A 25,022-nucleotide genomic window follows, 5' to 3' on the forward strand; every position below is an offset into this window, starting at 1 on the left:
CGAATTATAGACCTCTGGAATCTGCCGTCAACCGTTAATTTCGCTTTTCTTTCAAATCAGCAAAAACGCTTTCTATATATAGACGCGCCCCCATCCAATGCGCAGTATATTGCCCACTACCACAACAATACTGTGTTTTTGCCTTGGATGCTGCCGCGCAATGAATGATCAACCTCGCTCCCTTGCTTCCACATTGTTTCCGGTTTGCCTGCTCATGATAGCCATGGCGTCCATCCAGTCGGGCGCTTCTCTGGCCAAAAGCATGTTCCCCATTATCGGCGCACAAGGAACAACCACTCTTCGCTTGATCTTTGCCAGCGTGATCATGCTGCTGATACTGCGCCCATGGCGTGCAAAGCTGACCGCCAAGTCTCTTCGTACCGTGATCGTCTACGGAATGGCATTGGGCGGAATGAACTTCCTCTTCTATATGTCGCTGCGCACAGTGCCGCTGGGCATCGCCGTTGCGCTGGAATTCACCGGCCCTCTGGCTGTAGCTATATATGCCTCTCGCCGCGCCATCGATTTTGTATGGATTGCGCTTGCTGCGGCCGGCTTGCTTCTATTGATACCCACCGGGGCTACCACTGCCGGCATTGATCTGGTCGGAGCGGGCTATGCGCTGGGCGCCGGAGTGTGCTGGGCGCTGTACATTCTGTTCGGGCAAAAGGCCGGCGCCGACAACGGGGTGACGACCGCAGCCCTCGGCGTGATGATCGCCGCGCTGTTTGTGGCGCCAATCGGCATTGTTCATGCCGGCGCTGCGCTGCTTACACCATCACTGATTCCGATCGCTATCGGCGTCGCCATTCTGTCCACCGCCCTGCCCTATACGCTGGAGATGGTCGCCCTGACGCGTATGCCCGCGCGCACCTTCGGCACGCTCATGAGTATCGAACCGGCCTTCGGAGCACTATCAGGTCTGCTTTTTCTCCAGGAATACCTTTCATTGTCACAATGGCTGGCCATCCTGTGCATTATTCTGGCGTCAGTGGGCGCAACCATGACCATGGGCAGCGGAGCAAAGCCTGCTGTCGCGGCCGACTGAAGCGTTATAGAAAGTGGGGTCTGGTAATTGGCGCTCATTTAGGCCATGTTTAGCTTCGTAACCCATCGCCAGGCATGGATTTTTTCGCAAAGGACGGCACAACGCTGCAAACGCGAGCGAATACAGGCAGACCCGAGCACCAGACTCGTGGCCGCTATTAAGGATGGTAATGAAACGAATTTTGCTACTGATCGCCCTGCTGGCGATCGCGAGCTGCGCAGCGACCTCGGAAACCCAGGTCAAACGCGGCAAGAAGGGGCTGCATATCAACTGTTCCGGACTTTCATCCTCATGGGACAAGTGCTACACCAGCGCCGCCAATTCCTGCGCGCCCAAGGGCTACAAGGTGATCGCCAAATCCGGGGACACCGTAGAAGAACCTGGCGATTATCCGTTCGGCCTGAACCCCGCCGGTTATACCAGCCGCAGCATGATCGTCATCTGCAAATAACTACTCGGCCCGTGGCAAAGCGAGCTGACGTGTAATTTCCTCGTGACTCGAGCGCAACACCGTACGCTGCACGTCCGGTGTTGCCAGCATCCGCGCGACCACCAATGCGCCCACGCATTGCGACAGCACCGACCAGGCCAGACTCTCGCTTTCCAGTATCTCGGCCCAGCCCTGCTGAAGGCGGCAGATCCATTCTTCAGCCTGCTCACGCACCTGTACATCCGCACGGGCAATCTCCGCGCCCAATGTCGGCAGCGCGCAACCGGCCTCGGGTTGCTCGACATGGGCCATGCTCAGGTACTGCTTCAGACAACGCTCCAGCCGCTGCCGATCTGCACCGCCTTGGCCACCAAGGCGCTCAAGACTTTCACTCAACTCTCGCTCGACGATGGCAGCGAACAACGCATCCTTGGACGAAAAGTGGCTGTAGAACGCGGCGCCACTCAAACCGATGGCTTTCATCAGGCCATCCACGCCCATCGTGGAAAACCCCGATTTCTTTGCCGACAGCGCGCTGCTTAGCAGCAATCGTTCGCGGGTTTCCGATTTGTGTCCGGCCGAATAACGCATGTCCTCTCCTGAAATAGCTCGCCTTGACGCTGCCCGAATCCTAGCATAACGTTCGTTAACTAAACGATCGTTAACCAAAAGGGATTCACGCATGAATAACAAGAAGGTCGTGTTGGTTGTCGGCGCCGGTGATGCCACGGGCGGGGCGATTGCCAAGCGCTTTGCCAGTGAGGGGTTTATAGCCTGTGTGACCCGGCGCAGCGCCGACAAATTGCAGCCTCTGGTTGACGCGATCATCGCTGAGGGCGGTGAGGCCCATGGTTTTGCCTGCGATGCGCGCAAGGAAGAAGACGTCATCGCCTTGATCGAAGACATCGAAACCCGCGTCGGCCCGATCGAGGCCTTTGTCTTCAACATCGGCGCCAACGTACCGTGCAGCATTCTCGAAGAAACCGCGCGCAAATATTTCAAGATCTGGGAGATGGCCTGCTTCTCCGGTTTTCTCAATGCCCGTGAAGTGGCCAAGCGCATGGTCACTCGGCAGCGCGGCACGATTCTGTTTACCGGTGCCACGGCCGGGTTGCGCGGCGCCTCTGGATTTGCCGCTTTCGCTGGAGCCAAACACGGCATCCGCGCACTGGCGCAAAGCATGGCGAGAGAGTTGGGGCCGATGAACATCCATGTCGCCCACGTCGTGGTTGATGGTGCGATCGACACCGACTTCATCCGCAACAGCTTTCCCGAGAAATACGCGACCAAGGATCAGGACGGCATTCTCGATCCAGAGCACATCGCCGAAAACTATTGGTTTCTGCACAGTCAGCCACGGGATGCCTGGACCTTTGAGCTGGACCTGCGCCCATGGAACGAACGCTGGTAAGCCCTCCCCCCTCATTACAACAATAAGAGAGCGATTTGATCATGACGAAAACCGTGGAATTCTATTTCGACCTCGGCAGCCCCACCACCTATCTGGCGCACACCCAGCTAGCGAAAATCTGCGCCGATACCCAGAGCGAACTGATCTACATCCCGATGCTGTTGGGTGGCGTGTTCAAAGCCACCGGCAACGCTTCGCCGGCAATGATTCCGGCCAAGGGTCGCTACATGTTTCAGGACCTCGATCGCTTCGCCAAACGCTACGGCGTACAGCTCAGATTCAATCCGCACTTTCCAATCAACACACTGATATTGATGCGTGCCGTCACTGGCATGCAGATGCGCCAGCCGCAGCGTTTCGCCGAATTCGTCGATTGCCTGTTCAGGGCGCTTTGGGTAGAAGGTCGTAACCTCAACGATCCGCAAACCATTGCCGCCGTGCTGACTGAAAACGGCTTCGACCCCCAAGAGATAATGGCGCTGACCAACGATGAATCAGTAAAAGCCGCACTCAAGGAAAACACCGAAGCCGCGATCAAGCGCGGCGTTTTCGGTGCCCCCAGCATGTTTATCGGCGATCAGTTGTTCTTCGGTCAGGATCGACTCGACTTCCTGGAAGAGGCATTGCGCCAGGATTGAAGCCGAGACCCAAGGCACCGCGAGCGGTGCCTTGGGTAAATCGATCAAATGGCCACAGTGCGCTCGTTCAGCCAGCTCAGCGCCGCGCCATCCAGCAACGGGCTCAGACGCTCGCGTACTTCACTGTGATAAGCATTGAGCCACTGCTTTTCTTCCTGAGTCAGCAGGTCAGCAATCAGGCAGCGAGTATCGATCGGGCACAGCGTCAGGGTTTCGAACTTGAGGAAGTCGCCGAATTCGCTGCTGCCGGCCTCGCGGTTCATCGCCAGGTTCTCGATGCGCACGCCCCAGCGGCCCGGGCGATAAGTGCCGGGTTCGATCGAGGTGATCATCCCCGGCTGCATCGCCGTTTGCGGCGCCGGTGCCGCTTGATAGGCGATCACCTGCGGACCTTCGTGAACGTTGAGGAAATAGCCCACGCCATGACCGGTGCCGTGACCGTAGTCGACGTTGTCAGCCCAGATCGGCGCACGAGCGATGGCGTCGAGCAGCGGCGACAGAATGCCTTTCGGGAATCGTGCCCGCGACAGCGCAATCACACCCTTCAACACGCGCGTGCAATCCTGTTTCTGCTCCTGAGTCGGCGTACCCACCGGGACCATGCGCGTGATGTCTGTGGTACCGCCGAGGTATTGACCACCGGAATCGATGAGCAACAGACCATCACCCTCGATCAACGCATGCTCCTCTTCAGTAGCGTGATAGTGCGGCATCGCACCATTGGCGTTGAACGCGGCAATGGTGTTGAAGCTCAGCGAAACGTAATCGGGACGCCGCTCACGGGCAGCGGTAAGTTTCTCGTCGATGGTCAGTTCGGTGATGCGCTCGCGCCCCCACGCCGATTCCAGCCAGGCAAAAAATTCGCACAACGCCGCGCCATCCTGCTCCATGGCTTTACGGATGTGTTGAGCGTCGGCTTCGCTTTTCTGCGATTTGGCCAACGTAGTCGGGTTGAGACCCTCGACCAGTTTTACGCCACTGTCCAGGTTATCCAGCAACCCCGTGGTCACTCGCGCCGGATCGACCAGCAGGCTCGCGCCGCTCGGCACAGCACGCAACGCATCGGCCACTTCACTGTAGTCACGCAGCGTTACGCCATCCTGCTCGAGTACCGCGCGCAGATCGGCATCGACCTTGCTCAGCGCCACGAACAGCGTGGCCTGTTGCTGATTGATCAAGGCGAACGAAACAAACACCGGATTGAACGAAACATCACCGCCACGCAGGTTGAACAGCCAGGCAATGTCATCCAGGGTGGCGATGAAATGCCAATCGGCGCCACGCTCTTGCAAGGTTTCGCGCAATTTCGCCAGTTTCTCGCCACGGCTGACGGTCGCTTGTGGCGGCAGATGCTGATAGATCGGCGCGTTCGGCAGGCTCGGGCGATCACGCCAGACTTCCTGCAACAGGTCGATATCGGTGCGCAGGCGAGCACCGCGTGCCTCGAGCCTGCTGCTCAGTGTGCGCGCCGAAGCCACCGCCATTACCGCACCATCGACCGCAACCACGCCGCCCTCGGGGGTTTGCTCGGCCAGCCAGTCCAGCGGGCTCGGTTGCCCCGGTTGCAGCTTGACCAGTTCGATGCCGCTGCCGTTGAGCTCTTTGGTCGCCTGTTCCCAGTAACGACTGTCGGCCCACACGCCGGCGAAATCCGCAGTGACGATCAGCGTACCGACCGAACCGTGGAAACCCGACAGCCATTGCCGGCCCTGCCAGTAGCCCGGCAGGTATTCCGAAAGATGCGGGTCGGCGGACGGCACCAGCAGCGCATGGATGCCTTCGCGGCGCATCAGTTCACGGGTATGCGCCAGGCGCTGAGGCACCGATCCTTCGGTCAAGGTGTGGGAACTCATCATGTCTCCTGCTAATCGCGTCATCGTTATTGTTCGTAGCCTTCGCGGCCATGGAAAGCGTCTGCTGTTTAGAGCCCTGTCGCCCAGAATGCCGGAGCACTGGCGCAGGCGGTTGTGATCAGGTCAACGGCCTTGTCGACATCCTCAACGGTGGTAAACCGCCCGAGGCTCAAGCGAATGGTGCGCCCCGCCAGCCGCGCATCGTGTCCGAGCGCGAGCAGCACGTGGGACGGCGCATTACTTGCGGAATTACACGCCGACGTCGCGGAAAACGCGATCGAATGGCTCAATGCCGCGCTGTTGAACTCGCCTTCGCTGAAGGTCAGGCTCAGGGTGTGCGGAATACGTTGCGAGGCACTGCCATTGAGGCGCACGCCGGGCAACTTCAAAAGCTGCTCGAGCAAGCGTTCGCGCAAAGCGATGATGGATTTTTTCTCTTCATCGAATGCGTCGGCGGCCAAAGCGAAAGCAGCGCCCATCCCGGCAATCTGATGAGTCGCCAGGGTTCCGGAGCGCAGGCCACCTTCATGACCGCCACCGTGGATCTGTGCCTGCAAGCGTTGCTGCGCCTGCGGGCCGACATACAGGGCGCCGATGCCCTTGGGGCCGTAGAGTTTGTGTGCGGAAAACGACATCAGATCCACCGGCCAGCGGCTCAGGTCGATCGCGACTTTGCCCGCGCCTTGCGCCGCATCCACATGAAACAACGCCTGCCGACTGCGCACCACTTCGCCAATCGCCTCGACATCGTTGACCGTGCCCAACTCATTGTTGACCAGCATCAGCGACACCAGAAAGGTGTCGTCACGCATCGCTTCGCTGACCGCTTGCGGCGTGATCAAGCCTTGGGCGTCCGGCACCAGATAGGTCACGGCAATGCCCGAGTCCTGCAATTGCCGCGCGGTGTCGAGAACAGCCTTGTGTTCGATCTGACTGGTAATAATGTGCCCGCCGCAAACGCCACGGGCCTGAGCAACGCCTTTGAGAGCGAGGTTGTTGGATTCGGTGGCCCCGGAGGTCCAGACAATCTGCTCAGGCTGCGCGCCGACCAGATCGGCGACTTGCCGACGTGCCTGCTCGACCGTCTGCCGGGCCTGCCGGCCAAACGCGTGGGAGCTGGACGCCGGGTTACCGAAGTTACCGTGAAAACCCAGACATTCGATCATCACCTGGATGACCCGCTCGTCCACCGGGGTGGTGGCGGCGTAATCGAAATACAACGGACGTGTGTTCATAAAGGACTCGCAGAGCGTGTTCCGGGATCAGGAGGCTCGTGTCTGCAAACGACGATGCACAGCCTCGTGAGCTGTGCATGGGTTCGAGAGCGTCATCAATACCTGATCGGATGCCGTTAAAGAAGTAGGGCTTCATTTAAAAGTGCGTAGGAACGCTCCTGAAACCGAGCTTAACAGGCATCGGGCCGGCGATTGAAGCAATGCGTCAGTGAAAGCTTTCCAGAAGTAACGGATACAGCGAGATCACCAACAGCGCCGCCATGCCCCAATTGAACACGCGCAACCAGCGCGGATCTTTCAGCACATTGCGCAACAGCGTGCCGCACGCCGCCCACAGGCCGACACTGGGCAGATTGATGATGGCGAACACCGCCGCGATGATCACGACGTTATAGAAATAACCATGCATCGGCGTGTACGTGCTGATGGCACCGATGGCCATGATCCACGCCTTTGGATTGACCCATTGGAACGCCGCGGCGCCCAGATAGCTGATCGGTTTCGCCTCGCCGTGGGCACTGTCGCCGACCGGGCCGGAGTGGGCGATCTTCCACGCCAGATACAACAAATACGCCGCGCCGACATAACGCAGCACCGTATACAGAATCGGATAGGCCTGAAACACCGCGCCAAGGCCGAAGCCCACCGCTACCACCAATAAAAAGAAGCCGCAGCTGATGCCGAGCATGTGCGGAATGGTGCGGTTGAAACCGAAATTCACTCCGGATGCCAGCAACATGGTGTTGTTCGGCCCCGGTGTGATCGAGGTGACAAGGGCAAACAGGGCAAAGCCGAACAGCAGATCAAGCGAGAGGTTCATCGAGGCAGTCCATCCAGGGTCATTCAGCTGTTGACCCTATCCCACACGGCCCGGCAAACCCACGGACAGTTAGGGAAAACTTCAAGCAGTACAGTTTGCTTTCAGCTCGGACGACCGTGCAGCTGTATGGCACGTTCGGCGCTCATCTCACCCTGTTGGTCGAAGCCGAAAGTCTTCTGCGGCTGACCGAGCAATCGGGCTTTTTTCGCGTGGTATTCGTCGAACGACAGGCCGCTGCGGTTCAGCGCTTCCAGCGCCAGTTCGCGGGATTCTTCAGCGGTGTAAGGGCGCAGCTCGGGCGAAACATGGCCGGCACAACCGGCGAGTACGGAAACAGCGAGCATCAGCGAAACAGTCAGTAAACGGTTCATGGGAGCGTCCTGGCGAGCAATGTGGGGTCGATGGAGAAAGGCTACGCCCGGGCACGCTCGCGCAGAAATCAACGCTCTCAATAGTGGCTATCAGCTTTGCGCTAATACTGGCTGACAGGCAGACGGCAGTGCAGCGCATCGTCGTGACTGCGGGCAATGCTGCTGTGAACCTGGAACGAATTGAAGGTCACGGTTTTCGCCCGATGGGTGCGGATCATTTGCCAGAAATCCTCCTCGCCGCTTTCGAAACTGCGAAAGGCCGCCTCCCCCGCTTCGCGACTTTGCCACTGCAAAAAGCTCAGCACGCGGCGGCCGTCGTCGCTGGCCTGCACGCTGGCGCTGAGAAACCCGTCGTAACGCTGGGCCAGCCCCTCGGTCTGCGTGGCCAGTGCCGAGACCAGCGCTGCTTGCTGACGGGGTTCGATTTCGAATTCGATCAATTGGGTAAAGCTGCGATTGCTCATGGAAAGCCCCCACTCATCTTGAAGCGAGCCTTGCGACCCGAAGAGCTGCAGGGTAAAACCTCTAGTTAAGTCAAGGTCAAGAGCATTTTCAGCATGATCAGCAAGGAGCGGGTGCACAAGCCTCTCACCGTGGGCGAGGTTGCGGCGCGCAGTGGCGTCGCGGTTACCGCGCTGCATTTTTATGAAGCCAAAGGTTTGATCAAGAGTGAGCGCAATGCCGGCAATCAGCGCCGCTATCCGCGCGCCGTCCTGCGCCGGGTGGCGTTGATCAAAGTCGCGCAACGGCTGGGGATACCGCTGGCGGAAATCGGCGAAGCGCTGAAGATCCTGCCGCAGGATCGCGCGCCGTCTGCAGCTGACTGGAAAACGCTATCTGAACAATGGCAGCGCGAGCTCGATGAACGGATCAGGCAACTTACGTTGATGCGCGATCAGCTCACCGGGTGCATCGGCTGCGGCTGTCTGTCCATGGAGGCGTGTCCGTTACGCAATAAAGGCGACATGCTCGGTGACCGAGGGCCAGGCCCGCACTTTCGCGATGAGTGATGAGGCTGCTCGTCGGCGAACAATTTGCGCAGCGAGGACGGTTCTATAGTGATTGCTCCGGGTAAATCCGGTTTAACCACATCTGTTGAAAACAAAAACAGGGAGAACGTCATGAGCGTCAAACCCATTCCCGAGGGGTATCACAGCATTACCCCGTATCTCGGCATCCAACAGGCCGCCGAGGCCATCGAGTTCTACAAGAAAGCCTTCAATGCCAGCGAAGTCATGCGCCTGACCATGCCCGACGGCAACATCGGCCACGCCGAGCTGCGCATCGGCGACAGCGCGATCATGCTCGGCACGCCTTGCGACCAAGGGCCGTTGAGCAATCCGCAGCAGGCAGTGTCGATCGGCTTGCACCTGTATGTCACCGATGTCGACCAAGCCTTTCAACAGGCGCTGGATGCCGGCGCGCGAAGCGTCTCCGAGGTCAAAGACCAGTTTTACGGTGATCGCAGCGGCACGCTGAGAGATCCGTTCGGCCATCTGTGGTTTCTCGCCACGCACAAAGAGGATCTGAGCGAAGAGCAGATTCGCCAGCGGGCGATGGAGATGTTCAGCCAAGGTTGAGGTTTTTTTACCTCGGATCAACCGGCAAAAATGCACTGCCGATGTAATTGCGAAACATTTACTTTCATATCCGCTTTCGGGATTTTCTTCGCTCATCCGTCTTATAGGAATGCAGGCCGTTCGCGTAGGCAAAAGCCACGAACGGCCTCCCGGGGAGTTCCGTGCTGCGAAGCCCGTAGCCCGGCCCCTTCCACCGCAATCAAGACGCGCAATCATGTCGAAGAAATCCCGTTCCAAACTGTGGTTCCTGGTGCATAGCTGGCTGGCGTTGCCGATCTGGTTCTTTGTGCTGATCGTCTGTGTCACCGGCACGCTGGCGGTGGTCAGCCAGGAGATTGTCTGGCTGGCCAACCCGCAAATGCGCGCCAGTCAGCCGTCGGACGATGCGCCGCGACTTAGCTACGACCAGATTCTCGCCGCGATCAAACAGGCCGAGCCGCAAACCCTGGTGCAGAGCATCAATCGTCCGGACGAGTCGCACTTTGCCCTCGATGTCGAAGTCAGCTACCCCGACGGGCGCTCGTTGACGGTCTATGTCAATCCGTACACCGGCGTCATCCAGGGCACCGCGCCGGCCTTCGATTTCAAAGCGTTCACCCGCGCCCTGCATGGCTGGTGGCTGGTGCCGTTCACCAATGGCTACAGCTGGGGCTGGTATCTTGTGTCGCTGCTCGGCGTGCCGATGCTGGTGTCGCTGATTACCGGGCTGGTGGTGTACAAGCGCTTCTGGAAAGGTTTTCTGCGCCCGACCCTGCGCGTGCGCCACGGCGCGCGGATTTTCTGGGGCGACTTTCATCGCCTGTGCGGCATCTGGTCGATCTGGTTCATCGCGGTGATTTCCATCACCGGCATCTGGTTCCTGATCAAGGCGATCCTGTTCGATAACCAGATTTCCATTTCCAGCGAACCGATCATTCCGGCGATGTCCCGCGAAAGTGTGCCGATCTCGGCCGCCGGCACCCCGCCGCCGCGCATCAGCCTGGACCGCGCCATCGAAATCGCCCAGCAGAAGATTCCGGGGCTGGAAGCCAGCTACGTCAACCTGCCGGGCAATGCCTACTCGCACATGAGCGTCAGCGGCCGTGGCTGGTATCCGCTGATGTACCAGACCGCGACTCTCAACCCGTACAACGGCGAAATGGCTTCCTCACGGTTGCTGTCCGATCGGTCCTCGCTGGAATTCGTCACCGAGTCCATGCGCCCGCTGCACACCGGCGACTTCGGCGGCATCTGGATCAAGCTGATCTGGTTCTTCTTCGGTCTGTTGCTGAGCACGATGATCCTCAGCGGCCTGCTGATCTGGACCAAGCGCACCGCGTTGGCCACCGCCAATGCGCTGAAACGCGAGGACAAGAAAAACCGCGTCACCGCCCAACCGGCGCTGCGCCGTGAAACTTCGGAGGCGAGCCTGTGAATAAAGCCATCTCGGTCACACCGCCGTCGCGCCTGTCGCGTTTCTGGCACAAGTGGCGTTTCCACATCAATGTCCTGCTGTTGCTGATCCCGCTGGGCTTCATGCCGAAATACTTTGCCGATGCCTCGCTGTTTCGCGGCGATAGTGGCCTGGGCCAGCGTGAAATAGGCAACGTTCAGGTCGGCCCGTGGAGCCTGCGCCTGGCCGAACTGCGTGACGAGGCGCCGCACCTGAGCGGTCCGGCCGGCTATATGAAGGATTTCACTGCCGCCGTTTGTGATACCTGCGTCGAACAGGTCAAGGCTACTTACCTGCGCATCGGCAAGCCGCGCAGTCTGCGCGCCGCTGGCACGATCTTCTTCGGTACGCCGTATCGCATGGGCACGCAGATGCCGATCCCGGCGAAGACCAAACCTGACGCCGAGCTGTGGATCACCATGGAAGGCTGGGACGGCAGCATGCACCAGGCCGCGATTCCCCTGAGCCAAGCCTCCCCCGCCACGGTTGCGTGGCTGAACAAACAAGGAGCCAAACCATGACTCGCTCGCCCCTTCAGACCCGTTTGCTCGCCAGCGCCGCGCTGCTGCTGAGCGCCGGTTTCAGTGCCAGCGCCCTGGCGCACAACCCGATGTGCGAATGCAAAGCCATCGATGCCGAACAGATCAAATGCACCGGCGGTTTCTCCGATGGCAGCGGCGCGCCGGGGGTGACGCTCGACGTGATCGGCTACGACGAAACCATTCTGGTGCCGGGCAAACTGGGCGAAGACTCGACGCTGACGTTCAAGAAGCCCGGCAGCGAGTTCTATGTGCTGTTCGACGCTGGCCCAGGCCACGTTGTGGAAATCGACCAGGCGGATATCGAAGCCCCATGAGTACCCCGACGACGCAAGTGGTACGCCCGGCCGGCGCCGGCCATGAAACCCTCAACGTGCTGCTGTTGTGCCTGCTGATCCTCGCGGTCGCCGGCTCGGTGGTGGCGTGGCGCGGGGTTTCCCATGAACCGGAGCCGGTCGCCAGCAACCAGTACGACGCCCGCCGCGATCTCAGCGCCGCCGAGCAAGGCATCTATGCCGACCTGCGCGTGACCCTCGACGAAATCCGCTTGCTGCGCGAAGAGCAAAAAGCCCTGCCGACGCCACAAATGCTCGCCGACGAAGGCTTTGCGCCGTTCGCGCAGGATGCCAGTTCGGTCAGCCGTGGTGGTCACGCATGGCAGATGCTCGCCGAACGCGCCTATTTCGGACGCAGTGCGACGCCTGATGTCGCCGGTTCATTTCTGATGCGTGTCGGCACTGACGCCAACGCGGCGCCGGACATCTGGCTCAAGCGCAGCGCCGATCCCGCGCCTGCTGAAGATCTGTCTGACGCCGCGCTGTCCGCCGCTGGCTGGAAACAGATCGTCGCGCAATTCGATGCCGGGGTTACCCGCGAACATCGCCATTGATTCCTCGCCTTTATCCGAGAGAAGACTGCTTGCCCATGTCCATTTCATCTCCTCGCCGTCCCTTGTTACGCCTGTTTCTGCTTGGCCTGTGCGCCTGCCTGCTGAGCCCGTTGGCCAGCGCCGAGCAAGGCAAACGCCTGCGCATCGGCATCACCCTGCATCCGTATTACAGCTACGTCGCCAACATCGTCGGCGACAAGGCCGAAGTGGTGCCGCTGATTCCTGCGGGCTTCAATCCGCACGCCTACGAACCGCGCGCCGAAGACATCAAGCGCATCAGCGGACTGGACGTGATCGTGCTCAACGGCGTCGGTCATGACGACTTCGCCGACCGGATGATCGCCGCCAGCGAAACTCCCAACGTCAAAACCATCGAAGCCAACGAAAACGTGCCATTGCTGGCGGCCACCGGTGTCGCTGCGCGCGGCGCCGGCAAAGTGGTCAATCCGCACACGTTCCTGTCGATCAGCGCCTCCATCGCCCAGGTCAACAACATCGCCCGCGAGCTGGGCAAGATCGATCCGGACAACGCCAAGACCTACACGCAAAACGCGCGCGCCTATGGCAAACGCCTGCGGCAGATGCGCGCCGACGCGTTGGCCAAACTGACCCAGGCGCCCAACGCCGAACTGCGCGTGGCCACTGTGCATGCGGCTTACGACTATCTGTTGCGTGAATTCGGTCTGGAAGTGACGGCCGTGGTCGAGCCGGCCCACGGCATCGAGCCAAGCCCGAGTCAGCTGAAAAAGACCATCGACCAGTTGCGTGAACTCGACGTCAAAGTGATCTTCTCGGAGATGGATTTCCCGTCCAGCTACGTCGACACCATCCAGCGCGAATCCGGGGTGAAGCTGTACCCGCTGTCGCACATTTCCTACGGCGAATACACCGCCGACAAGTACGAAAAGGAAATGACCGGCAACCTCAACACCGTGGTTCGGGCGATTCAGGAGTCGGGGGCATGACGTCGAAAGAAACCTTGATCCCTGACAACACCAATAACCCGGTGGGAGCGAGCCTGCTCGCGAAGGCGCCGGATCAGGCAACATCTTCGCTGAATGACGCACCGCATTCGCGAGCAGGCTCGCTCCCACAGGGGATAACCGGGCCATCGCTGGAGTTTACGGAAGTGAGCCTGACGCTGGGGCGCACGACGATTCTCGACAAGGTCAGCTTCCAGGTGCAGCCCGGCAGCGTGCATGCGCTGGTCGGCCCCAATGGTGGCGGCAAGAGTTCGCTGATCAAAACGCTGCTGGAGCAGATGCCGCATCAGGGCCAGCTCAGCCTGCACTGGCCCGGCGAGCCCGGCACCATTGGTTACGTTCCGCAGGCGCTGGAGTTCGATCGCGGCTTGCCGATGACCGTCGACGATTTCATGGCCGCCATGTGTCAACGCCGTCCGGCCTTTCTCGGTTTAAGCAAACACTACGCCGGCGCCATCGGCGAGGCACTGGAGCGCGTCGGCATGCAGGACAAGCGCAAGCGGCGCATGGGCGCGCTGTCCGGCGGTGAGCGCCAGCGGGTGCTGCTCGCGCAGGGTTTGATTCCGGCGCCGCAATTGCTGGTGCTCGACGAGCCGATGTCGGCCCTCGATGAGGCCGGAATCCAGGTGTTCGAACGTCTGCTGACTGACTGGCGCGCGGCGGGGATCACGGTGTTGTGGATTGAGCATGACCTGGAAGCGGTGGGTCGGCTGGCCGATCGGGTTACCGGTCTCAACCGCCGCGTGCTGTTCGATGCCACACCGCAACAGGCGCTGACTCCGGAACGTCTGCTGACGCTGTTTTCCACCCATCCACGGAGCGCGGTCTGATGAGTTACGAAGCCTTTCGTTTGATGGTCCAGGGTTGGGCGTCTTCCGGTTATCTGCCGGAAGCGCTGGCCTACGGCTTTGTCGTCAACGCCCTGCTCGCCGGCCTGCTGATCGGCCCGGTGCTGGGCGGGCTCGGCACGCTGGTGGTGGTCAAGCGCTTTGCATTCTTTTCCGAAGCAGTCGGCCATGCCGCGTTGACCGGTGTCGCCATCGGCATCCTGCTCGGCGAACCCTACACCGGCCCCTACGGCAGCCTGTTCGGTTACTGCCTGCTGTTCGGCATCCTGCTCAATTACTTGCGCAACCGCACCGGACTGGCACCGGATACGCTGATCGGCGTGTTTCTCTCGGTGTCACTGGCACTGGGCGCGAGCCTGCTGCTGATTCTCGCCGGCAAGATCAACGTGCACATTCTGGAAAACGTGCTGTTCGGTTCGGTATTGACCGTCAACGGCAATGATCTGGCGGTGCTGGCCATCGTCGGTTCGCTGGTGATGGCGCTCGCCCTGCCGCTGTACAACCGCATCATGCTCGCCAGTTTCAATCCGCAACTGGCGGCGGTGCGTGGCGTAGCGGTGAAGACCCTGGATTACCTGTTCGTGATCCTGGTGACCTTGATCACCGTCGCGGCAGTGAAGGTGATTGGCGCGATTCTGGTCGGCGCCTTGCTGGTGATTCCGGCGGCGGCGGCGCGCTTGCTCAGTCAGTCGCTGAAAGGCTTTTTCTGGTGCTCGGTGCTGATCGCTACCGTCAGCACCCTGTGCGGGATTCTTGCGCCGATCGTATTCGATCTGCCGATCCCGTCCGGCGCCGCGATCATTCTGGTCGCCGGCATCGCTTTCGCCCTCGCCGCCATTGCGCGCGGCGTCGTCCCCAGCCTGAAAGGGAACCTTGGATAAATGGCTTTTTCATTGCGTAACCTGACTCTGGCCATGGCCCTGTGTGGCGTGGTCTGCACTCCGTTGATGGCGGCTGAAACTGCGAAACCGTTGCGCGTTCTGGCCTCGTTACCGATCACCTATGGATTGGGCGAAGCATTGCTCAAGGGTACCGACGTCAAACTTGAACGTGCGGCGCCGGCCAACCTTCCGGGTAGCCGTCAGACTGCGTATTTCACCGGCCGTGGCGCTCCGGCGCTGAGCAAACTGGCCACCGACGCGGACGCGGTAATCGGTCTGCGTTCGCTGTGGGCCGATGATCCGCTGTACCCGATCGCGCGGCGCAGCAACATCCGTATCGTCGAAGTCGATGCTGCGCGCCCGGTCGACGGCGCCCTGCCCGGCATCGCCGTGCAGCCGGGCCTGCAGGTTGATGGTCTGAACAGTCAGCCATGGCTGGCGAGCAACAACATGGGGCGCATGGCCGATGTGATGGCGGCGGACCTGGTGCGCCTGGCGCCGAGCGCCAAGCCTGCAATCGAAGCCAACCTGGCGGCGTTGAAACAGCGTTTGCTGAAACTCAGCGCGGACACCGAAGCGCGTCTGGCCGAGGCGGACAACCTGAGCGTGATGAGCCTGAGCGATCACTTCGGCTATCTGATTGGCAGCCTCAACCTTGAACTGGCTGGACAGGATGCGCGTCCCGATGCCGATTGGACCCCAGAGGAGTTGAAGAAGCTGACAGCGACGCTCAAGGACAATGACGTGGCGGTGGTGCTGCACCATCGCCAGCCCGCGGAGCCGGTGAAAGCAGCGATTGCCGAATCCGGCAGCCGCCTGGTGGTGTTGAGTACCGATGCGGCAGATCCGCTGGCGGAGCTGGAGGGGAATGTGGATTTGTTGCTCAAGGGGTTGAGCGGAGCGTAGTTTCAGTAAGTCCGCGTGATCGTTCTTCGCGAGCAGGCTCGCTCCCACAGTTGAAATGCGATTCCCTGTGGGAGCGAGCCTGCTCGCGAAGAGGCCCGCACCCACAACGTCACTCTCCAGACATGAAAAAACCCGCTGACCGTCACTGGTCCAGCGGGTTTTTTATGCCCGGTCGCTTATTGCGCCGCGACTTGCGCATCCATCTTCTGACGCAGGCTCAACGGACGCATGTCGGTCCAGACATCTTCGATGTAGGCCAGGCATTCCTTTTTCAGGCCGCTCTTGCCCACGGTGCGCCAGCCTTGCGGCACAGCTTTGTAATCGGGCCAGATCGAGTATTGCTCTTCGTGGTTGACCACGACCTGAAAGAGGATGTCCTCGCGGTCGAATACTGACGTCATGCTGGTTCTCCATCGTTGTAAGGTCGGCTGCACAAAGAATGCAGCCGGGTATGTAGAAAGAACGTTCGCCGCGCGGAAAAATTTACAGCGCGGTGGTGGCAGCGGCCAATGCGCGGCCGAAGATCTCGGCCACCCGATCGATTTCCGCGGCAGTGATCACCAGCGGCGGCAGGAAGCGCACCACTGCGCCATGGCGACCGCCCAGCTCCAGAATCAGGCCACGCTTGAGGCATTCACGCTGGACCAGCGGCGCCAGACGCGCAAACGCTGGCGGATGACCGAGCGCGTCGGGCGCGCCGTTCGGGTCGACCAGTTCGACGCCGAGCATCAGGCCGCGACCACGAATATCGCCGAGTTGCGGGAAGTCGCGTTGCAGGATGTGCAGATGCTCGCTGAGTCGATCACCCATGGCGGCTGCGTGCTCGCAAACCTTGTGCTCCAGCAGATAGCGCATCACCGCTGAACCGGCGGCCATGGCCATCTGATTGCCACGGAACGTGCCGGCATGGGCGCCGGGTTGCCAGGTGTCGAGCCAGTCGCGGTAAACCACCACCGCCAACGGCAGGCTGCCACCGATGGCTTTGGACAGTACAACCACATCCGGAACGATACCCGCGTGTTCAAAGGCAAACATCTTGCCGGTACGGGCGAAACCGCTCTGGATCTCATCAACGATCAACGCCACACCGGCCTTCTCGGTGATCCGGCGCAAGCCGCGCAACCACTCGACATCCGCTGGAATCACCCCGCCCTCACCCTGTACCGCCTCAACGATCACCGCCGCCGGCAATTGCACCCCGGCCTCGGGATCGTTGAGCAGGCTTTCCAGATAACTCAGATTGGCGTTGACGCCCGCTGCGCCGCCGAGACCGAACGGGCAACGGTAATCGTAGGGAAAAGGCATGAACTGCACGCCGTTGCTGAGCAACGCACCCAGTGGTTTTTTCGGCCCCAGGCTGCCCATCAGGCTCAACGCCCCCTGACTCATGCCGTGATAACCGCCGGAAAATGACAGCACGGTGCTGCGCCCGGTTGCGGTGCGCACCAGTTTCAGCGCTGCTTCCACGGCGTCGGTGCCGGTCGGGCCACAAAACTGGATCTTCGCTTGCGCCGCCAACTCCGTCGGTAGCAGCCCGAACAGGTCCTGGACGAATTGATCCTTGACTGGCGTAGTCAGGTCGAGGGTGTGCAGCGGCAACTCATCGGCCAGCACTTGCTGGATCGCCTCGATCACCACCGGGTGGTTATGCCCCAGCGCCAGCGTGCCGGCTCCAGCCAGGCAGTCGATGAATGTACGTCCTTCAACATCCTCGACATACAAGCCCTTGGCACGCTTGAGCGCCAAGGGAATACGCCGAGGATAACTGCGCGCGTTGGACTCCTGCCGGCTCTGCCGCGCCAACAACGGTGATTCATTGAATTCGAATAACGTTTCCGCCGGCGCCGAGGCGACCCGGGCCGACGACGCTTCGATAAGACTGGTGGCGACTGACATCTCTCGACCCCTCAATTCGCTATGGATAGTGACCAGAACAGCACACCGACAGGTGCGCGTTCCGGTCGCGGGGCGCACTTGCAGGTTTTCCTGTTCTGGAAACGCTTCAGCGCGGTGCGGATTTACACCCGTGATCGAGTTGTCCGGCCGGTGAGGACAAAGGTTTGCGCAGCGGCACGGTTTGCAAGCCGTTGCAGAGACCGGGTAGCGCTGCCTGTTGGTAACCCAGGTGCCGATAGAATCCCTCGGCGGTGCGCGTGCTGTTGAGGTGAGCATTGCGCACACCGCGAACCCGCAACCAGCCTTCGACATTCTGCATCAGCGCCCGGCCGACGCCTCGGCGGAAGGATTCCGGCTGGACGTAACACAGCAGGATTTCGCCACTGACCCGAGCCATGCCGACACCAACCGGTTTGTCATCAAGCAAAGCGACGCAGAGATAGAAATGTGGGTCGGCGAGCCGGCTACTGATGAAATCGGCGGGAGAACGGTTGAGCCAGTCGCTGACGAGAAGTGGATGGTTGCGGTGATCGAGTGCACATCCGATACGGATCGAACGCTCGACAATACGGTTGATGATGCCGGTGTCGGCCAGGGTGGCCGGACGTATGCAGACGGGTGCTTCCATGGCGCAGTTCCCTCAATCCATTGAGTCAAAGCTGGGTTGACCTTAGCCCCAACCCTGGCGGATAGCGAACGCCGAGAAGTTACATTTGATGTGGCAGAACATGTTCTTTTGTGAGAGCGAGCCTGCTCGCGAAAGCGTCAGGCCAGTCAACGTCGATGTTGAATGACTTCCGCATTCGCGAGCAGGCTCGCTCCCACAGGGGATCTGAGGTGAGATCAGAGAGTTTGCAACGGCATGGTCAGTTCGACCCGCAAGCCATCCGGGCGGCTGTCGAAATGCAGGGCGCAGTCACAGCGCTGGACAATCGCCTGGACAATCGCCAGCCCCAAGCCGCAGCCGGTGCTCTGGCCGTTGCGCCAGAAGCGCTGGGTCAGATGCTGCAAATCATCTGGCGCAATGCCGGGGCCATGGTCACGCACGACAAAACGCACACGATTGCCGATGTTTTCCAGATGGACCTCGACCGCGCAATCTTCAGGTGTGTGACGCAAGGCGTTGTCGAGCAGGTTACGCAGTGCAGCAATCGCCAGCACCGCAGGCATTTGCAGCGGCGCGGCGGACAAGTCGTCCGGCACGTGCAGTTTGATCCGCAGCCGCTCGCCGCCAGTGGCGTCCTGAATCGCCAGTCTGGCCACTTGCTCGGCGCTGCATTGCGAGCCGTCATCAAACGACAGGCTGCCTTCGACCCGCGCCAGCAGCAGCAACTGTTCAAGGGTGCGGTGCAGGCGATCGGCGCCCTCCTCGGCGCGGGCCAGCGATTGATCGCGGGCGCTGCCGTCGGTCATGCGCGCGACTTGCAGGTGAGTCTTGATCGCCGTCAGCGGACTGCGCAGTTCATGCGCGGCGTCACCAGTGAGGCGACGCTCACGCTCGATGGTCTTGCCGATGCGCTGGAACAACTGATTCTGGGTTTCCAGCAGCGGCTTCAATTCGCTGGGAAACGCCTGCAGCTGCAATGGCTCAAGGGAATCGGCATTGCGCCGCATCAGCGCCTCGCGCAGACGATTGAGTGGTGCAAGACCCTGACCGATGCCCAGCCACAGCAGGCACAGGCAGCCCAGCAAGGCCACACCGACCGGCACCGAAGCAGCGAGCAGAATCGACATGTTCAAGGCTTCGCGCTCAATCTGCCGATCCGCCGTAGTGATGCGCACATCGCCCCGGGCCAGGGTGAAACTGCGCCACGGGGCGCCGTCGATCATTTGATCGTGGAAGCCCATTTTCTCGGCTTCCAGCGCTTGCTCGGGGTTGTTGTGGCTGCGCGCGAGAATCTCGCCGCGCAATGAGCTGACCTGACAGGCCATGCCGCCGGGAATGTTCAGCTGTTCAGCACTGAAGTGGGTGCCCTCGCCTTTGCTCGGCAGCGTCGGCAATTGCTCAAGCAAACCGGCGACCATGCGCGCCGAAGCGACCAGACGCTGGTCGAGGGAGAACATCATCTGATTGCGCAGATCGCTGAGCATCCACGCCGCCGCCAGCGCCCAGATCAGCGCGAAGGCAGCGCCGAGCGTCAGGCTCAGGCGCAGGCGCAGACTCATCACTTGCCTTGCTCTCCGCCATCGGCAGGCCCGAGGCGATAGCCCAGACCACGCACGGTTTCGACGATGCCTTTGCCAAGCTTGCTGCGTAGGTGATGGATGTGCACGTTCAGTGCGTTGCTTTCCAGTTCATCGTTGAAGCCGTAGACGCTGTCCTTCAACTGTTCGGTGGACAGCACCCGGCCGCGATTGTGCAGCAATGCCTGCAACAGCGACTGCTCGCGGCGCGACAGGTCCACCGGTTGCCCGGCGAGGCGGGTTTCGCGGCTGCTCGGGTCGTAAGTAAGCGCGCCATGCTCGATCAGATTCACGCTGCGCCCGGCCACGCGGCGCAACAGCGTCTGCAAGCGAGCGAACAGTTCGCGCAGGTCGAAAGGCTTGAGCAGGTAGTCGTCGGCGCCGGCCTGCAGACCGTCGACACGATCGGTCACCGAGTCACGGGCAGTGAGGATGAGAACCGGGATTTCCAGGCCGCTCTGCCGCAATTGCTGGAGCAACTTTAGGCCATCTTCGTCGGGCAACCCGAGATCGAGAACCATCACGTCGAATTCGGCGACCTTGAGCATCGCCCGCGCCTTGGACGCGGTGTTGACATGCTCGACGGTCAGGCCCTGTGCCTTGAGCCCGGCGACGATGCCGCTGGCGATCAGCTCATCGTCTTCGCAAACCAGTACGTGCATAGGGGCTCCGGAAATAAAAAAGGCGAGTGAAGCAGGCAAGGATTAAGGGGCAATTATGGCGGCACACGTCGACTTCGCAAAGCTGCACGAGAATGCAGTCAGGTTGTCGCAGCCCAGCAACCGACGCGAGCATGCCATGCAAACTTTATTACCCCGTTACCCATCCGGAAACAATTCCAGCCTTTATCGCCAATGCAACTTCATCTAGTTTCAACCGGCAACTTCAACCCCAAACTTAAATGGACTTTTAAACATGACCAACTTGAATAACTTTGTTGCCATAGACTGGCGCTCCGGCCCTGATCGAATTTATTTTTTCTTCAAGGACACCGATACCTATTCGCGCTTTGATATTGGCGACAATAGTGTCCCATCCAATTATCCAGCCGCCACGGCAGGCAACTGGGACAACTTTGCCCCGTATACCAAAGATCTGCGCTTTGGCTTGACTACCACTTCCTTCGGCTGGAACGCCGGAAGTGACGAGGATATTGCCTGGCTTTTCTTCTATGACGGAACAACTCCGATGGTCTGCAAATACGATCAGGACAGCGATAAAGTTGCCGCCTTCTACAAGGTAGCCGACTCGGTATGGAAGCCGATTCTTCCATATTTTGACAAGATCATCGCCGGCACCTGGTTTCAACTGACCGGCTACCCTTTCCTGTTTCGATTCATCCTCGATGACGGCCACTACCTGTCTTTCGACTACAAGGCCAAGACCGTCAAGTACAACCGTTTCGGCGAATATCAGCTGGGCGCGCTGAAACCTTACAAGGACCGGATAATCACAGCGGCGCAGAATGACCGGACATTTGCAGACAGTTACTGGTATATCTTCCTGACCAATAATCAGTACCTCACTTACAACATTCAGTCCGATCGACTCGTTGCCGGCCCCAGAACCATTGATGACGGCAATTGGCCCGGCCTGCTGCGTAGTTGATTGGTCAATCCCGGAGAGCCTAGTAGGATAGGGTTAATTATCGGTTAATCGCCGCCGCCCATCCTGCACCCCACTTGCACAGGGACAAGGCTCCTCCATGCGTCATTTTTTTCTTCTGTTTGCTCTACTGGTTTCCGGTCTGGCTCAGGCCGGAAACAATCCGTTCGAGTCCAAGCCGGATTTTTTACCCGTCGACAAGGCATTCGTACTCACCTCCGAGCGTCTGGACTCGGGCGAAACCCAGCTGTTCTGGCAGATCACTGACGGCTACTACCTGTATCAGAAACGTTTGAAATTCGACGGACTGGCCGCCGACCAGCAGCCAGTGTTGCCTGAAGGCGAATCCCACAGCGATGAGTTCTTCGGCGAGCAGCCGGTCTATCGCCAAGGCCTGGAAGTGAAAATCCCGGCGGCCGCCAGCGGTCAGATCAAGGTCAGTTATCAGGGCTGCGCCGATGCCGGTCTGTGCTATCCACCGCAAACCAGGGTGATCGATCTGGGTGGCAAAGCCGCAGCAACAACAGGCGCTGAAGCCCCGGATCAGGCGTTGGCCAGCAGTCTGCAACAACGGGCGCTGGGCTGGAGCTTGCTGGTGTTCTTCGGACTCGGCCTGCTGTTGGCGTTTACCCCGTGTTCGCTGCCGATGCTGCCGATTCTGGCGGGGATGATTGTCGGCAGTGGCGCCACACCACGGCGCGGTTTTGCCTTGGCCTGCAGCTACGTGATCTGCATGGCGCTGGTTTATGCGGCGATGGGCGTAATTGCTGCGCTGCTCGGTGCGAACCTGCAGGCGTGGTTGCAGAATCCTTGGTTACTCGGAGCATTTGCCGCCATTTTCGTGGTGCTGGCATTGCCGATGTTCGGCTTCTTCGAGCTGCAACTGCCGGTGGCCCTGCGTGATCGTCTTGAACATGCGTCGCGCAGCCGCAGCGGCGGCAGCCTGATCGGCGCCGGCGTGCTGGGCGCATTGTCCGGTCTATTGGTCGGGCCGTGCATGACCGCGCCACTGGCCGGCGCGCTGCTGTACATCGCACAGAGCGGTAACGCGTTGCACGGCGGTCTGATTCTGTTTGCACTGGGCATCGGCATCGGTCTGCCGCTGTTGCTGCTGGTCACCGTGGGCAACCGCTTCCTGCCAAAACCCGGGGCGTGGATGAATCTGCTCAAGGGCATATTCGGCTTCCTCTTTCTTGCCACTGCATTGTTGATGCTGCGCCCGGTACTGGACCCGTCGTTGTGGCTGGGGCTGTGCGGCGCTCTGCTGTTGATCGCCGCTTACAGCGCCTGGAAACAATCCGCAGGGTTTGGCCGCGTCGCGCAGATGTTTGGCGCCCTGTCCTTGTTGCTCGGTTTGTGGGGCAGCTTGTTGGTGATCGGTGCGGCGGGCGGCAGTGATGATCCGTATCAGCCATTGCAGGTCTACAGCGCCGGCCCTGTCGCCAGCGCGGCGCCGACGGGTCACGATTCCTTCACCACGATCAAGGAACCTGCCGCCCTGCAACGCGAACTCGATGCAGCCAAGGCTCAAGGCCAGTGGGTACTGCTCGATTACTACGCCGACTGGTGCGTGTCGTGCAAGGTCATGGAGAAGAAGGTGTTCGGTGAAGCCAAGGTCATGCAGGCCCTGAGCGATGTGCGCCTGCTGCGCCTGGATGTGACCGCCGACAACGCTGCGAGCCGTGAGCTGCTCAATCGCTATAAGGTGCCGGGGCCGCCGACGTTCATCTGGATCGGCGCTGACGGCGAAGAACGCCGCAGCCAGCGCATCACCGGCGAGGTCGATGCCGACACCTTCCTGCAACGCTGGTCCGCCACCCGAGATGCCAACTGATGCTGACGTTCACCCTCGGCACCTTCGCCATCGCGCTCAACCACCTGCTGCTGATCAGTGCTCTGGCGCTGGCGACATTTGTCGGCTGGCGAGTGGCCAAGCGCGGCGGCGATAACCCCGAGTCAGCGCTGTTCAGCCTGTTCTTGCTGGGCATGCTCGCGGCGCGCATTGCGTTTGTCGCGCTGTACTGGTCGCACTATCGCAATGACCCGTGGCAGATCATCGATCTGCGCGACGGCGGTTTCCTCGCTTGGCCCGGAGTGATCGTGCTGCTGCTGGCGGCGTTGTATCGCGGCTGGCGCCGGCCCGCTTTGCGCCGTCCGCTGGGCTTCGGCGTGGTCAGTGGCGTGGCGTTCTGGCTGCTTGCCACCCTGTCGCTGAATATCTACGAACAGGGCACCCGGCTGCCGGATATTGCCCTGCGCAACGCCGCCGGGGAAAAGATCAAGCTCAGCGACTATCAGGGCGGCCCGCTGGTGATCAACCTGTGGGCGACCTGGTGCCCGCCGTGCCGGCGAGAAATGCCGGTGCTGGAGAATGCCCAGCAACAGCGCCCTGATCTGACGTTTCTGTTCGTCAATCAGGCCGAGAGCATGCAAAGCGTGGCCACGTTCCTAGAAACCCAGGGCCTGAGCCTGAACAACGTGCTGTTCGACCGCGGCGGCCGTCTCGGTCAGGCCGTGGGTTCCATGGCGTTACCGACTACGCTGTTCTATAGCCCGGACGGTCGCTTGCTGACCAGTCACCTCGGCGAACTGTCGAACGCCAGCCTCGCCCGCGCCCTGGAAACCTTCGACACTTCGCCTTCAAGCCCGAATCAGGCCGTTGCCCCGGCCAACTCTGCAAGGAAACTGCCATGCCCCGCCTCCGCCACCTGCTGACGCTGACCCTGGGCACTGCCCTGCTGCACTTGCCGTCGGTGCAGGCTGCTGAAGAACTGCCCGCCGCAATCAAAAAGATCGAAGCCAAGGGCGCGAAAATCGTCGGCCAGTTCGACGCCCCCGATGGCCTGCGCGGGTACGCCGCGCAATACCAGAATCGCGGCATGGCGCTGTACCTGACTCCGGACGGCAAACACGTCGTGGTGGGTAATCTGTACGACGCCGACGGCAAGGATCTGAGCAGCGAGCCCTTGCAGAAACTGGTCTACGCGCCGATGTCCAAGGAAGTCTGGGCCAAGTTCGAGGCGAGCAACTGGATTCAGGACGGCAACAAGGATGCACCGCGCACGGTGTACCTGTTCAGCGATCCGAATTGCCCCTACTGCAACATGTTCTGGGAACAGGCGCGGCCATGGGTCAAGGCCGGCAAAGTGCAGTTGCGCCACATCATGGTCGGCATCATCCGCGAAGACAGCCCGGGCAAATCAGCCGCGCTGCTGGCGGCGAAAGACCCGGCCAAAGCCCTGCAAGATCATGAGAGCGCCGGTAAGGGCAGCGCCCTCAAGGCGTTGAAAGACATCCCGGTCGCCGTGCAAACCAGACTCGCGGCGAACATGCAGTTGATGGAAGACCTCGAACTGCAAGCCACCCCGGCGATTTTCTACATGGACGACAAAGGCGAGTTGCAACAACAGCAAGGCGCGCCCTCGCCGGACAAGTTGGTGAAGATTCTCGGGCCGAAATAGTCTTCACAACCA

The 25,022-nt window shown here is 60.5% G+C and carries 29 protein-coding genes; 18 read left to right on the plus strand and 11 right to left on the minus strand.

The features are described from left to right. Positions 1-160: 160 nt before the first annotated feature. Together rhtA and D8U70_RS16005 are read left to right on the plus strand one after the other, a co-directional pair. Complete coding sequence (gene rhtA / locus D8U70_RS16000; RefSeq protein ID WP_016770790.1) at positions 161-1,048, plus strand: threonine/homoserine exporter RhtA; 888 nt, start codon at positions 161-163, stop codon at positions 1,046-1,048. Positions 1,049-1,217: 169 nt separating this feature from the next. Then, on the plus strand, positions 1,218-1,499 hold the full coding sequence (locus tag D8U70_RS16005) for a hypothetical protein (protein WP_016770791.1): 282 nt from the start codon (positions 1,218-1,220) through the stop codon (positions 1,497-1,499). Here D8U70_RS16005 and D8U70_RS16010 read toward each other — a convergent pair whose 3' ends face one another. Beyond that, the gene (locus D8U70_RS16010) at positions 1,500-2,069 is read right to left on the minus strand and encodes a TetR/AcrR family transcriptional regulator (RefSeq protein WP_130929278.1); all 570 of its coding nucleotides are present in this window, start codon (positions 2,067-2,069) and stop codon (positions 1,500-1,502) included. It abuts the gene before it with no gap. A gap of 91 nt (positions 2,070-2,160) precedes the next feature. Here D8U70_RS16010 and D8U70_RS16015 point away from each other — a divergent pair, with 91 nt between their 5' ends. Next, positions 2,161-2,889, plus strand: a complete 729-nt coding sequence (locus tag D8U70_RS16015) for an SDR family oxidoreductase (RefSeq protein WP_041478480.1) — start codon at positions 2,161-2,163, stop codon at positions 2,887-2,889. 41 nt (positions 2,890-2,930) lie between these two features. Continuing rightward, positions 2,931-3,527, plus strand: a complete 597-nt coding sequence (locus D8U70_RS16020; protein ID WP_130929279.1) for a 2-hydroxychromene-2-carboxylate isomerase — start codon at positions 2,931-2,933, stop codon at positions 3,525-3,527. Positions 3,528-3,571: 44 nt separating this feature from the next. Here D8U70_RS16020 and D8U70_RS16025 read toward each other — a convergent pair whose 3' ends face one another. The 5 genes from D8U70_RS16025 to D8U70_RS16045 all read right to left on the minus strand — a co-directional run bounded on the left by D8U70_RS16025 (position 3,572) and on the right by D8U70_RS16045 (position 8,270). Continuing rightward, a complete protein-coding gene (locus tag D8U70_RS16025; RefSeq protein WP_130929280.1) occupies positions 3,572-5,380 on the minus strand; it encodes an aminopeptidase P family protein in 1,809 nt (602 codons plus the stop codon). A gap of 68 nt (positions 5,381-5,448) precedes the next feature. Then, complete coding sequence (locus tag D8U70_RS16030; RefSeq protein ID WP_073472526.1) at positions 5,449-6,615, minus strand: aminotransferase class V-fold PLP-dependent enzyme; 1,167 nt, start codon at positions 6,613-6,615, stop codon at positions 5,449-5,451. Positions 6,616-6,820: 205 nt separating this feature from the next. Then, positions 6,821-7,435: a LysE family translocator gene (locus tag D8U70_RS16035; RefSeq protein WP_130929281.1), complete on the minus strand. Its 615-nt coding sequence runs from the start codon at positions 7,433-7,435 to the stop codon at positions 6,821-6,823. Positions 7,436-7,536: 101 nt separating this feature from the next. Beyond that, positions 7,537-7,806 carry a hypothetical protein gene (locus D8U70_RS16040; protein ID WP_073472521.1) on the minus strand — a complete coding sequence of 90 codons (270 nt, stop codon included), beginning with the start codon at positions 7,804-7,806 and terminating at the stop codon, positions 7,537-7,539. A gap of 101 nt (positions 7,807-7,907) precedes the next feature. Next, on the minus strand, positions 7,908-8,270 hold the full coding sequence (locus D8U70_RS16045; RefSeq protein WP_110646821.1) for an antibiotic biosynthesis monooxygenase: 363 nt from the start codon (positions 8,268-8,270) through the stop codon (positions 7,908-7,910). 93 nt (positions 8,271-8,363) lie between these two features. On the opposite strand from D8U70_RS16045, the gene soxR reads away from it, so the two are divergent. The 10 genes from soxR to D8U70_RS16095 all read left to right on the plus strand — a co-directional run bounded on the left by soxR (position 8,364) and on the right by D8U70_RS16095 (position 15,864). Then, positions 8,364-8,816: a redox-sensitive transcriptional activator SoxR gene (gene soxR, locus D8U70_RS16050; protein WP_122881004.1), complete on the plus strand. Its 453-nt coding sequence runs from the start codon at positions 8,364-8,366 to the stop codon at positions 8,814-8,816. Between the two features lie 111 nt (positions 8,817-8,927). Next, positions 8,928-9,386, plus strand: a complete 459-nt coding sequence (locus tag D8U70_RS16055) for a VOC family protein (protein WP_130929282.1) — start codon at positions 8,928-8,930, stop codon at positions 9,384-9,386. 214 nt (positions 9,387-9,600) lie between these two features. Further along, positions 9,601-10,800, plus strand: coding sequence for a PepSY domain-containing protein (locus D8U70_RS16060; RefSeq protein WP_130929283.1), 1,200 nt, complete (start codon positions 9,601-9,603; stop codon positions 10,798-10,800). Continuing rightward, the gene (locus D8U70_RS16065; protein WP_073472512.1) at positions 10,797-11,339 is read left to right on the plus strand and encodes a thiamine pyrophosphate-binding protein; all 543 of its coding nucleotides are present in this window, start codon (positions 10,797-10,799) and stop codon (positions 11,337-11,339) included. Before D8U70_RS16060 ends, D8U70_RS16065 begins: the two co-directional genes overlap by 4 nt. Continuing rightward, entirely contained in the window at positions 11,336-11,674 is a 339-nt protein-coding gene (locus D8U70_RS16070) for a hypothetical protein (protein WP_110646820.1), read from the plus strand. The genes D8U70_RS16065 and D8U70_RS16070 overlap by 4 nt, the downstream gene beginning before the upstream one ends. Then, on the plus strand, positions 11,671-12,246 hold the full coding sequence (locus D8U70_RS16075; protein ID WP_110646819.1) for a DUF6162 family protein: 576 nt from the start codon (positions 11,671-11,673) through the stop codon (positions 12,244-12,246). The genes D8U70_RS16070 and D8U70_RS16075 overlap by 4 nt, the downstream gene beginning before the upstream one ends. A 35-nt stretch (positions 12,247-12,281) precedes the next feature. Next, positions 12,282-13,211 carry a metal ABC transporter substrate-binding protein gene (locus D8U70_RS16080; RefSeq protein WP_056788579.1) on the plus strand — a complete coding sequence of 310 codons (930 nt, stop codon included), beginning with the start codon at positions 12,282-12,284 and terminating at the stop codon, positions 13,209-13,211. Beyond that, complete coding sequence (locus D8U70_RS16085) at positions 13,208-14,059, plus strand: metal ABC transporter ATP-binding protein (protein ID WP_130929284.1); 852 nt, start codon at positions 13,208-13,210, stop codon at positions 14,057-14,059. Before D8U70_RS16080 ends, D8U70_RS16085 begins: the two co-directional genes overlap by 4 nt. Further along, the gene (locus D8U70_RS16090) at positions 14,059-14,958 is read left to right on the plus strand and encodes a metal ABC transporter permease (RefSeq protein ID WP_007917717.1); all 900 of its coding nucleotides are present in this window, start codon (positions 14,059-14,061) and stop codon (positions 14,956-14,958) included. Before D8U70_RS16085 ends, D8U70_RS16090 begins: the two co-directional genes overlap by 1 nt. Beyond that, entirely contained in the window at positions 14,959-15,864 is a 906-nt protein-coding gene (locus D8U70_RS16095) for a zinc ABC transporter substrate-binding protein (RefSeq protein ID WP_024013667.1), read from the plus strand. 176 nt (positions 15,865-16,040) lie between these two features. Here the strand turns inward: D8U70_RS16095 and D8U70_RS16100 are convergent, their stop codons facing one another. The 5 genes from D8U70_RS16100 to D8U70_RS16120 form a co-directional block, all read right to left on the minus strand. After that, positions 16,041-16,265 carry an MbtH family protein gene (locus D8U70_RS16100; protein WP_122707198.1) on the minus strand — a complete coding sequence of 75 codons (225 nt, stop codon included), beginning with the start codon at positions 16,263-16,265 and terminating at the stop codon, positions 16,041-16,043. 82 nt (positions 16,266-16,347) lie between these two features. Then, a complete protein-coding gene (locus D8U70_RS16105) occupies positions 16,348-17,760 on the minus strand; it encodes an aspartate aminotransferase family protein (RefSeq protein WP_122707200.1) in 1,413 nt (470 codons plus the stop codon). 106 nt (positions 17,761-17,866) lie between these two features. Then, the gene (locus tag D8U70_RS16110; protein ID WP_122707202.1) at positions 17,867-18,388 is read right to left on the minus strand and encodes a GNAT family N-acetyltransferase; all 522 of its coding nucleotides are present in this window, start codon (positions 18,386-18,388) and stop codon (positions 17,867-17,869) included. A gap of 215 nt (positions 18,389-18,603) precedes the next feature. Continuing rightward, entirely contained in the window at positions 18,604-19,926 is a 1,323-nt protein-coding gene (locus D8U70_RS16115) for an ATP-binding protein (protein WP_038860405.1), read from the minus strand. Then, positions 19,926-20,606: a response regulator gene (locus D8U70_RS16120; RefSeq protein ID WP_016770812.1), complete on the minus strand. Its 681-nt coding sequence runs from the start codon at positions 20,604-20,606 to the stop codon at positions 19,926-19,928. The genes D8U70_RS16115 and D8U70_RS16120 overlap by 1 nt, the downstream gene beginning before the upstream one ends. A gap of 253 nt (positions 20,607-20,859) precedes the next feature. Between D8U70_RS16120 and D8U70_RS16125 the strand changes: the two genes are divergently transcribed. From D8U70_RS16125 to dsbG, 4 genes are all read left to right on the plus strand, one after another. Then, complete coding sequence (locus D8U70_RS16125; RefSeq protein ID WP_130929285.1) at positions 20,860-21,552, plus strand: hypothetical protein; 693 nt, start codon at positions 20,860-20,862, stop codon at positions 21,550-21,552. A 97-nt stretch (positions 21,553-21,649) separates the two neighbouring features. Continuing rightward, positions 21,650-23,383: a protein-disulfide reductase DsbD gene (dsbD, locus tag D8U70_RS16130; protein WP_130929286.1), complete on the plus strand. Its 1,734-nt coding sequence runs from the start codon at positions 21,650-21,652 to the stop codon at positions 23,381-23,383. Continuing rightward, entirely contained in the window at positions 23,383-24,264 is an 882-nt protein-coding gene (locus tag D8U70_RS16135; RefSeq protein ID WP_130929287.1) for a TlpA disulfide reductase family protein, read from the plus strand. Before dsbD ends, D8U70_RS16135 begins: the two co-directional genes overlap by 1 nt. Beyond that, the gene (dsbG, locus tag D8U70_RS16140; protein ID WP_095182173.1) at positions 24,240-25,010 is read left to right on the plus strand and encodes a thiol:disulfide interchange protein DsbG; all 771 of its coding nucleotides are present in this window, start codon (positions 24,240-24,242) and stop codon (positions 25,008-25,010) included. Before D8U70_RS16135 ends, dsbG begins: the two co-directional genes overlap by 25 nt. The last annotated feature ends 12 nt before the right edge of the window (positions 25,011-25,022 follow it).

This window comes from Pseudomonas sp. Sample_20, from assembly GCF_004307585.1.
GTDB classification, from domain to species: Bacteria; Pseudomonadota; Gammaproteobacteria; order Pseudomonadales; family Pseudomonadaceae; genus Aquipseudomonas; species Aquipseudomonas atacamensis.

What these genes read in the sequence shown, in the direction of transcription:
- D8U70_RS16125 (WP_130929285.1), top strand. Translation starts at nt 20,860, where the DNA reads ATGACCAACTTGAATAACTTTGTTGCCATAGACTGGCGCTCCGGCCCT.
- dsbD (WP_130929286.1), top strand. Translation starts at nt 21,650, where the DNA reads ATGCGTCATTTTTTTCTTCTGTTTGCTCTACTGGTTTCCGGTCTGGCT.
- dsbG (WP_095182173.1), top strand. Translation starts at nt 24,240, where the DNA reads ATGCCCCGCCTCCGCCACCTGCTGACGCTGACCCTGGGCACTGCCCTG.
- D8U70_RS16075 (WP_110646819.1), top strand. Translation starts at nt 11,671, where the DNA reads ATGAGTACCCCGACGACGCAAGTGGTACGCCCGGCCGGCGCCGGCCAT.
- D8U70_RS16070 (WP_110646820.1), top strand. Translation starts at nt 11,336, where the DNA reads ATGACTCGCTCGCCCCTTCAGACCCGTTTGCTCGCCAGCGCCGCGCTG.
- rhtA (WP_016770790.1), top strand. Translation starts at nt 161, where the DNA reads ATGAATGATCAACCTCGCTCCCTTGCTTCCACATTGTTTCCGGTTTGC.
- D8U70_RS16030 (WP_073472526.1), bottom strand. Translation starts at nt 6,615, where the DNA reads ATGAACACACGTCCGTTGTATTTCGATTACGCCGCCACCACCCCGGTG.
- D8U70_RS16105 (WP_122707200.1), bottom strand. Translation starts at nt 17,760, where the DNA reads ATGTCAGTCGCCACCAGTCTTATCGAAGCGTCGTCGGCCCGGGTCGCC.
- D8U70_RS16060 (WP_130929283.1), top strand. Translation starts at nt 9,601, where the DNA reads ATGTCGAAGAAATCCCGTTCCAAACTGTGGTTCCTGGTGCATAGCTGG.
- D8U70_RS16110 (WP_122707202.1), bottom strand. Translation starts at nt 18,388, where the DNA reads ATGGAAGCACCCGTCTGCATACGTCCGGCCACCCTGGCCGACACCGGC.
- D8U70_RS16035 (WP_130929281.1), bottom strand. Translation starts at nt 7,435, where the DNA reads ATGAACCTCTCGCTTGATCTGCTGTTCGGCTTTGCCCTGTTTGCCCTT.
- D8U70_RS16025 (WP_130929280.1), bottom strand. Translation starts at nt 5,380, where the DNA reads ATGAGTTCCCACACCTTGACCGAAGGATCGGTGCCTCAGCGCCTGGCG.
- D8U70_RS16010 (WP_130929278.1), bottom strand. Translation starts at nt 2,069, where the DNA reads ATGCGTTATTCGGCCGGACACAAATCGGAAACCCGCGAACGATTGCTG.
- D8U70_RS16045 (WP_110646821.1), bottom strand. Translation starts at nt 8,270, where the DNA reads ATGAGCAATCGCAGCTTTACCCAATTGATCGAATTCGAAATCGAACCC.
- D8U70_RS16080 (WP_056788579.1), top strand. Translation starts at nt 12,282, where the DNA reads ATGTCCATTTCATCTCCTCGCCGTCCCTTGTTACGCCTGTTTCTGCTT.
- D8U70_RS16100 (WP_122707198.1), bottom strand. Translation starts at nt 16,265, where the DNA reads ATGACGTCAGTATTCGACCGCGAGGACATCCTCTTTCAGGTCGTGGTC.
- D8U70_RS16135 (WP_130929287.1), top strand. Translation starts at nt 23,383, where the DNA reads ATGCTGACGTTCACCCTCGGCACCTTCGCCATCGCGCTCAACCACCTG.
- D8U70_RS16090 (WP_007917717.1), top strand. Translation starts at nt 14,059, where the DNA reads ATGAGTTACGAAGCCTTTCGTTTGATGGTCCAGGGTTGGGCGTCTTCC.
- D8U70_RS16120 (WP_016770812.1), bottom strand. Translation starts at nt 20,606, where the DNA reads ATGCACGTACTGGTTTGCGAAGACGATGAGCTGATCGCCAGCGGCATC.
- D8U70_RS16015 (WP_041478480.1), top strand. Translation starts at nt 2,161, where the DNA reads ATGAATAACAAGAAGGTCGTGTTGGTTGTCGGCGCCGGTGATGCCACG.
- soxR (WP_122881004.1), top strand. Translation starts at nt 8,364, where the DNA reads ATGATCAGCAAGGAGCGGGTGCACAAGCCTCTCACCGTGGGCGAGGTT.
- D8U70_RS16115 (WP_038860405.1), bottom strand. Translation starts at nt 19,926, where the DNA reads ATGAGTCTGCGCCTGCGCCTGAGCCTGACGCTCGGCGCTGCCTTCGCG.
- D8U70_RS16095 (WP_024013667.1), top strand. Translation starts at nt 14,959, where the DNA reads ATGGCTTTTTCATTGCGTAACCTGACTCTGGCCATGGCCCTGTGTGGC.
- D8U70_RS16085 (WP_130929284.1), top strand. Translation starts at nt 13,208, where the DNA reads ATGACGTCGAAAGAAACCTTGATCCCTGACAACACCAATAACCCGGTG.
- D8U70_RS16005 (WP_016770791.1), top strand. Translation starts at nt 1,218, where the DNA reads ATGAAACGAATTTTGCTACTGATCGCCCTGCTGGCGATCGCGAGCTGC.
- D8U70_RS16020 (WP_130929279.1), top strand. Translation starts at nt 2,931, where the DNA reads ATGACGAAAACCGTGGAATTCTATTTCGACCTCGGCAGCCCCACCACC.
- D8U70_RS16040 (WP_073472521.1), bottom strand. Translation starts at nt 7,806, where the DNA reads ATGAACCGTTTACTGACTGTTTCGCTGATGCTCGCTGTTTCCGTACTC.
- D8U70_RS16055 (WP_130929282.1), top strand. Translation starts at nt 8,928, where the DNA reads ATGAGCGTCAAACCCATTCCCGAGGGGTATCACAGCATTACCCCGTAT.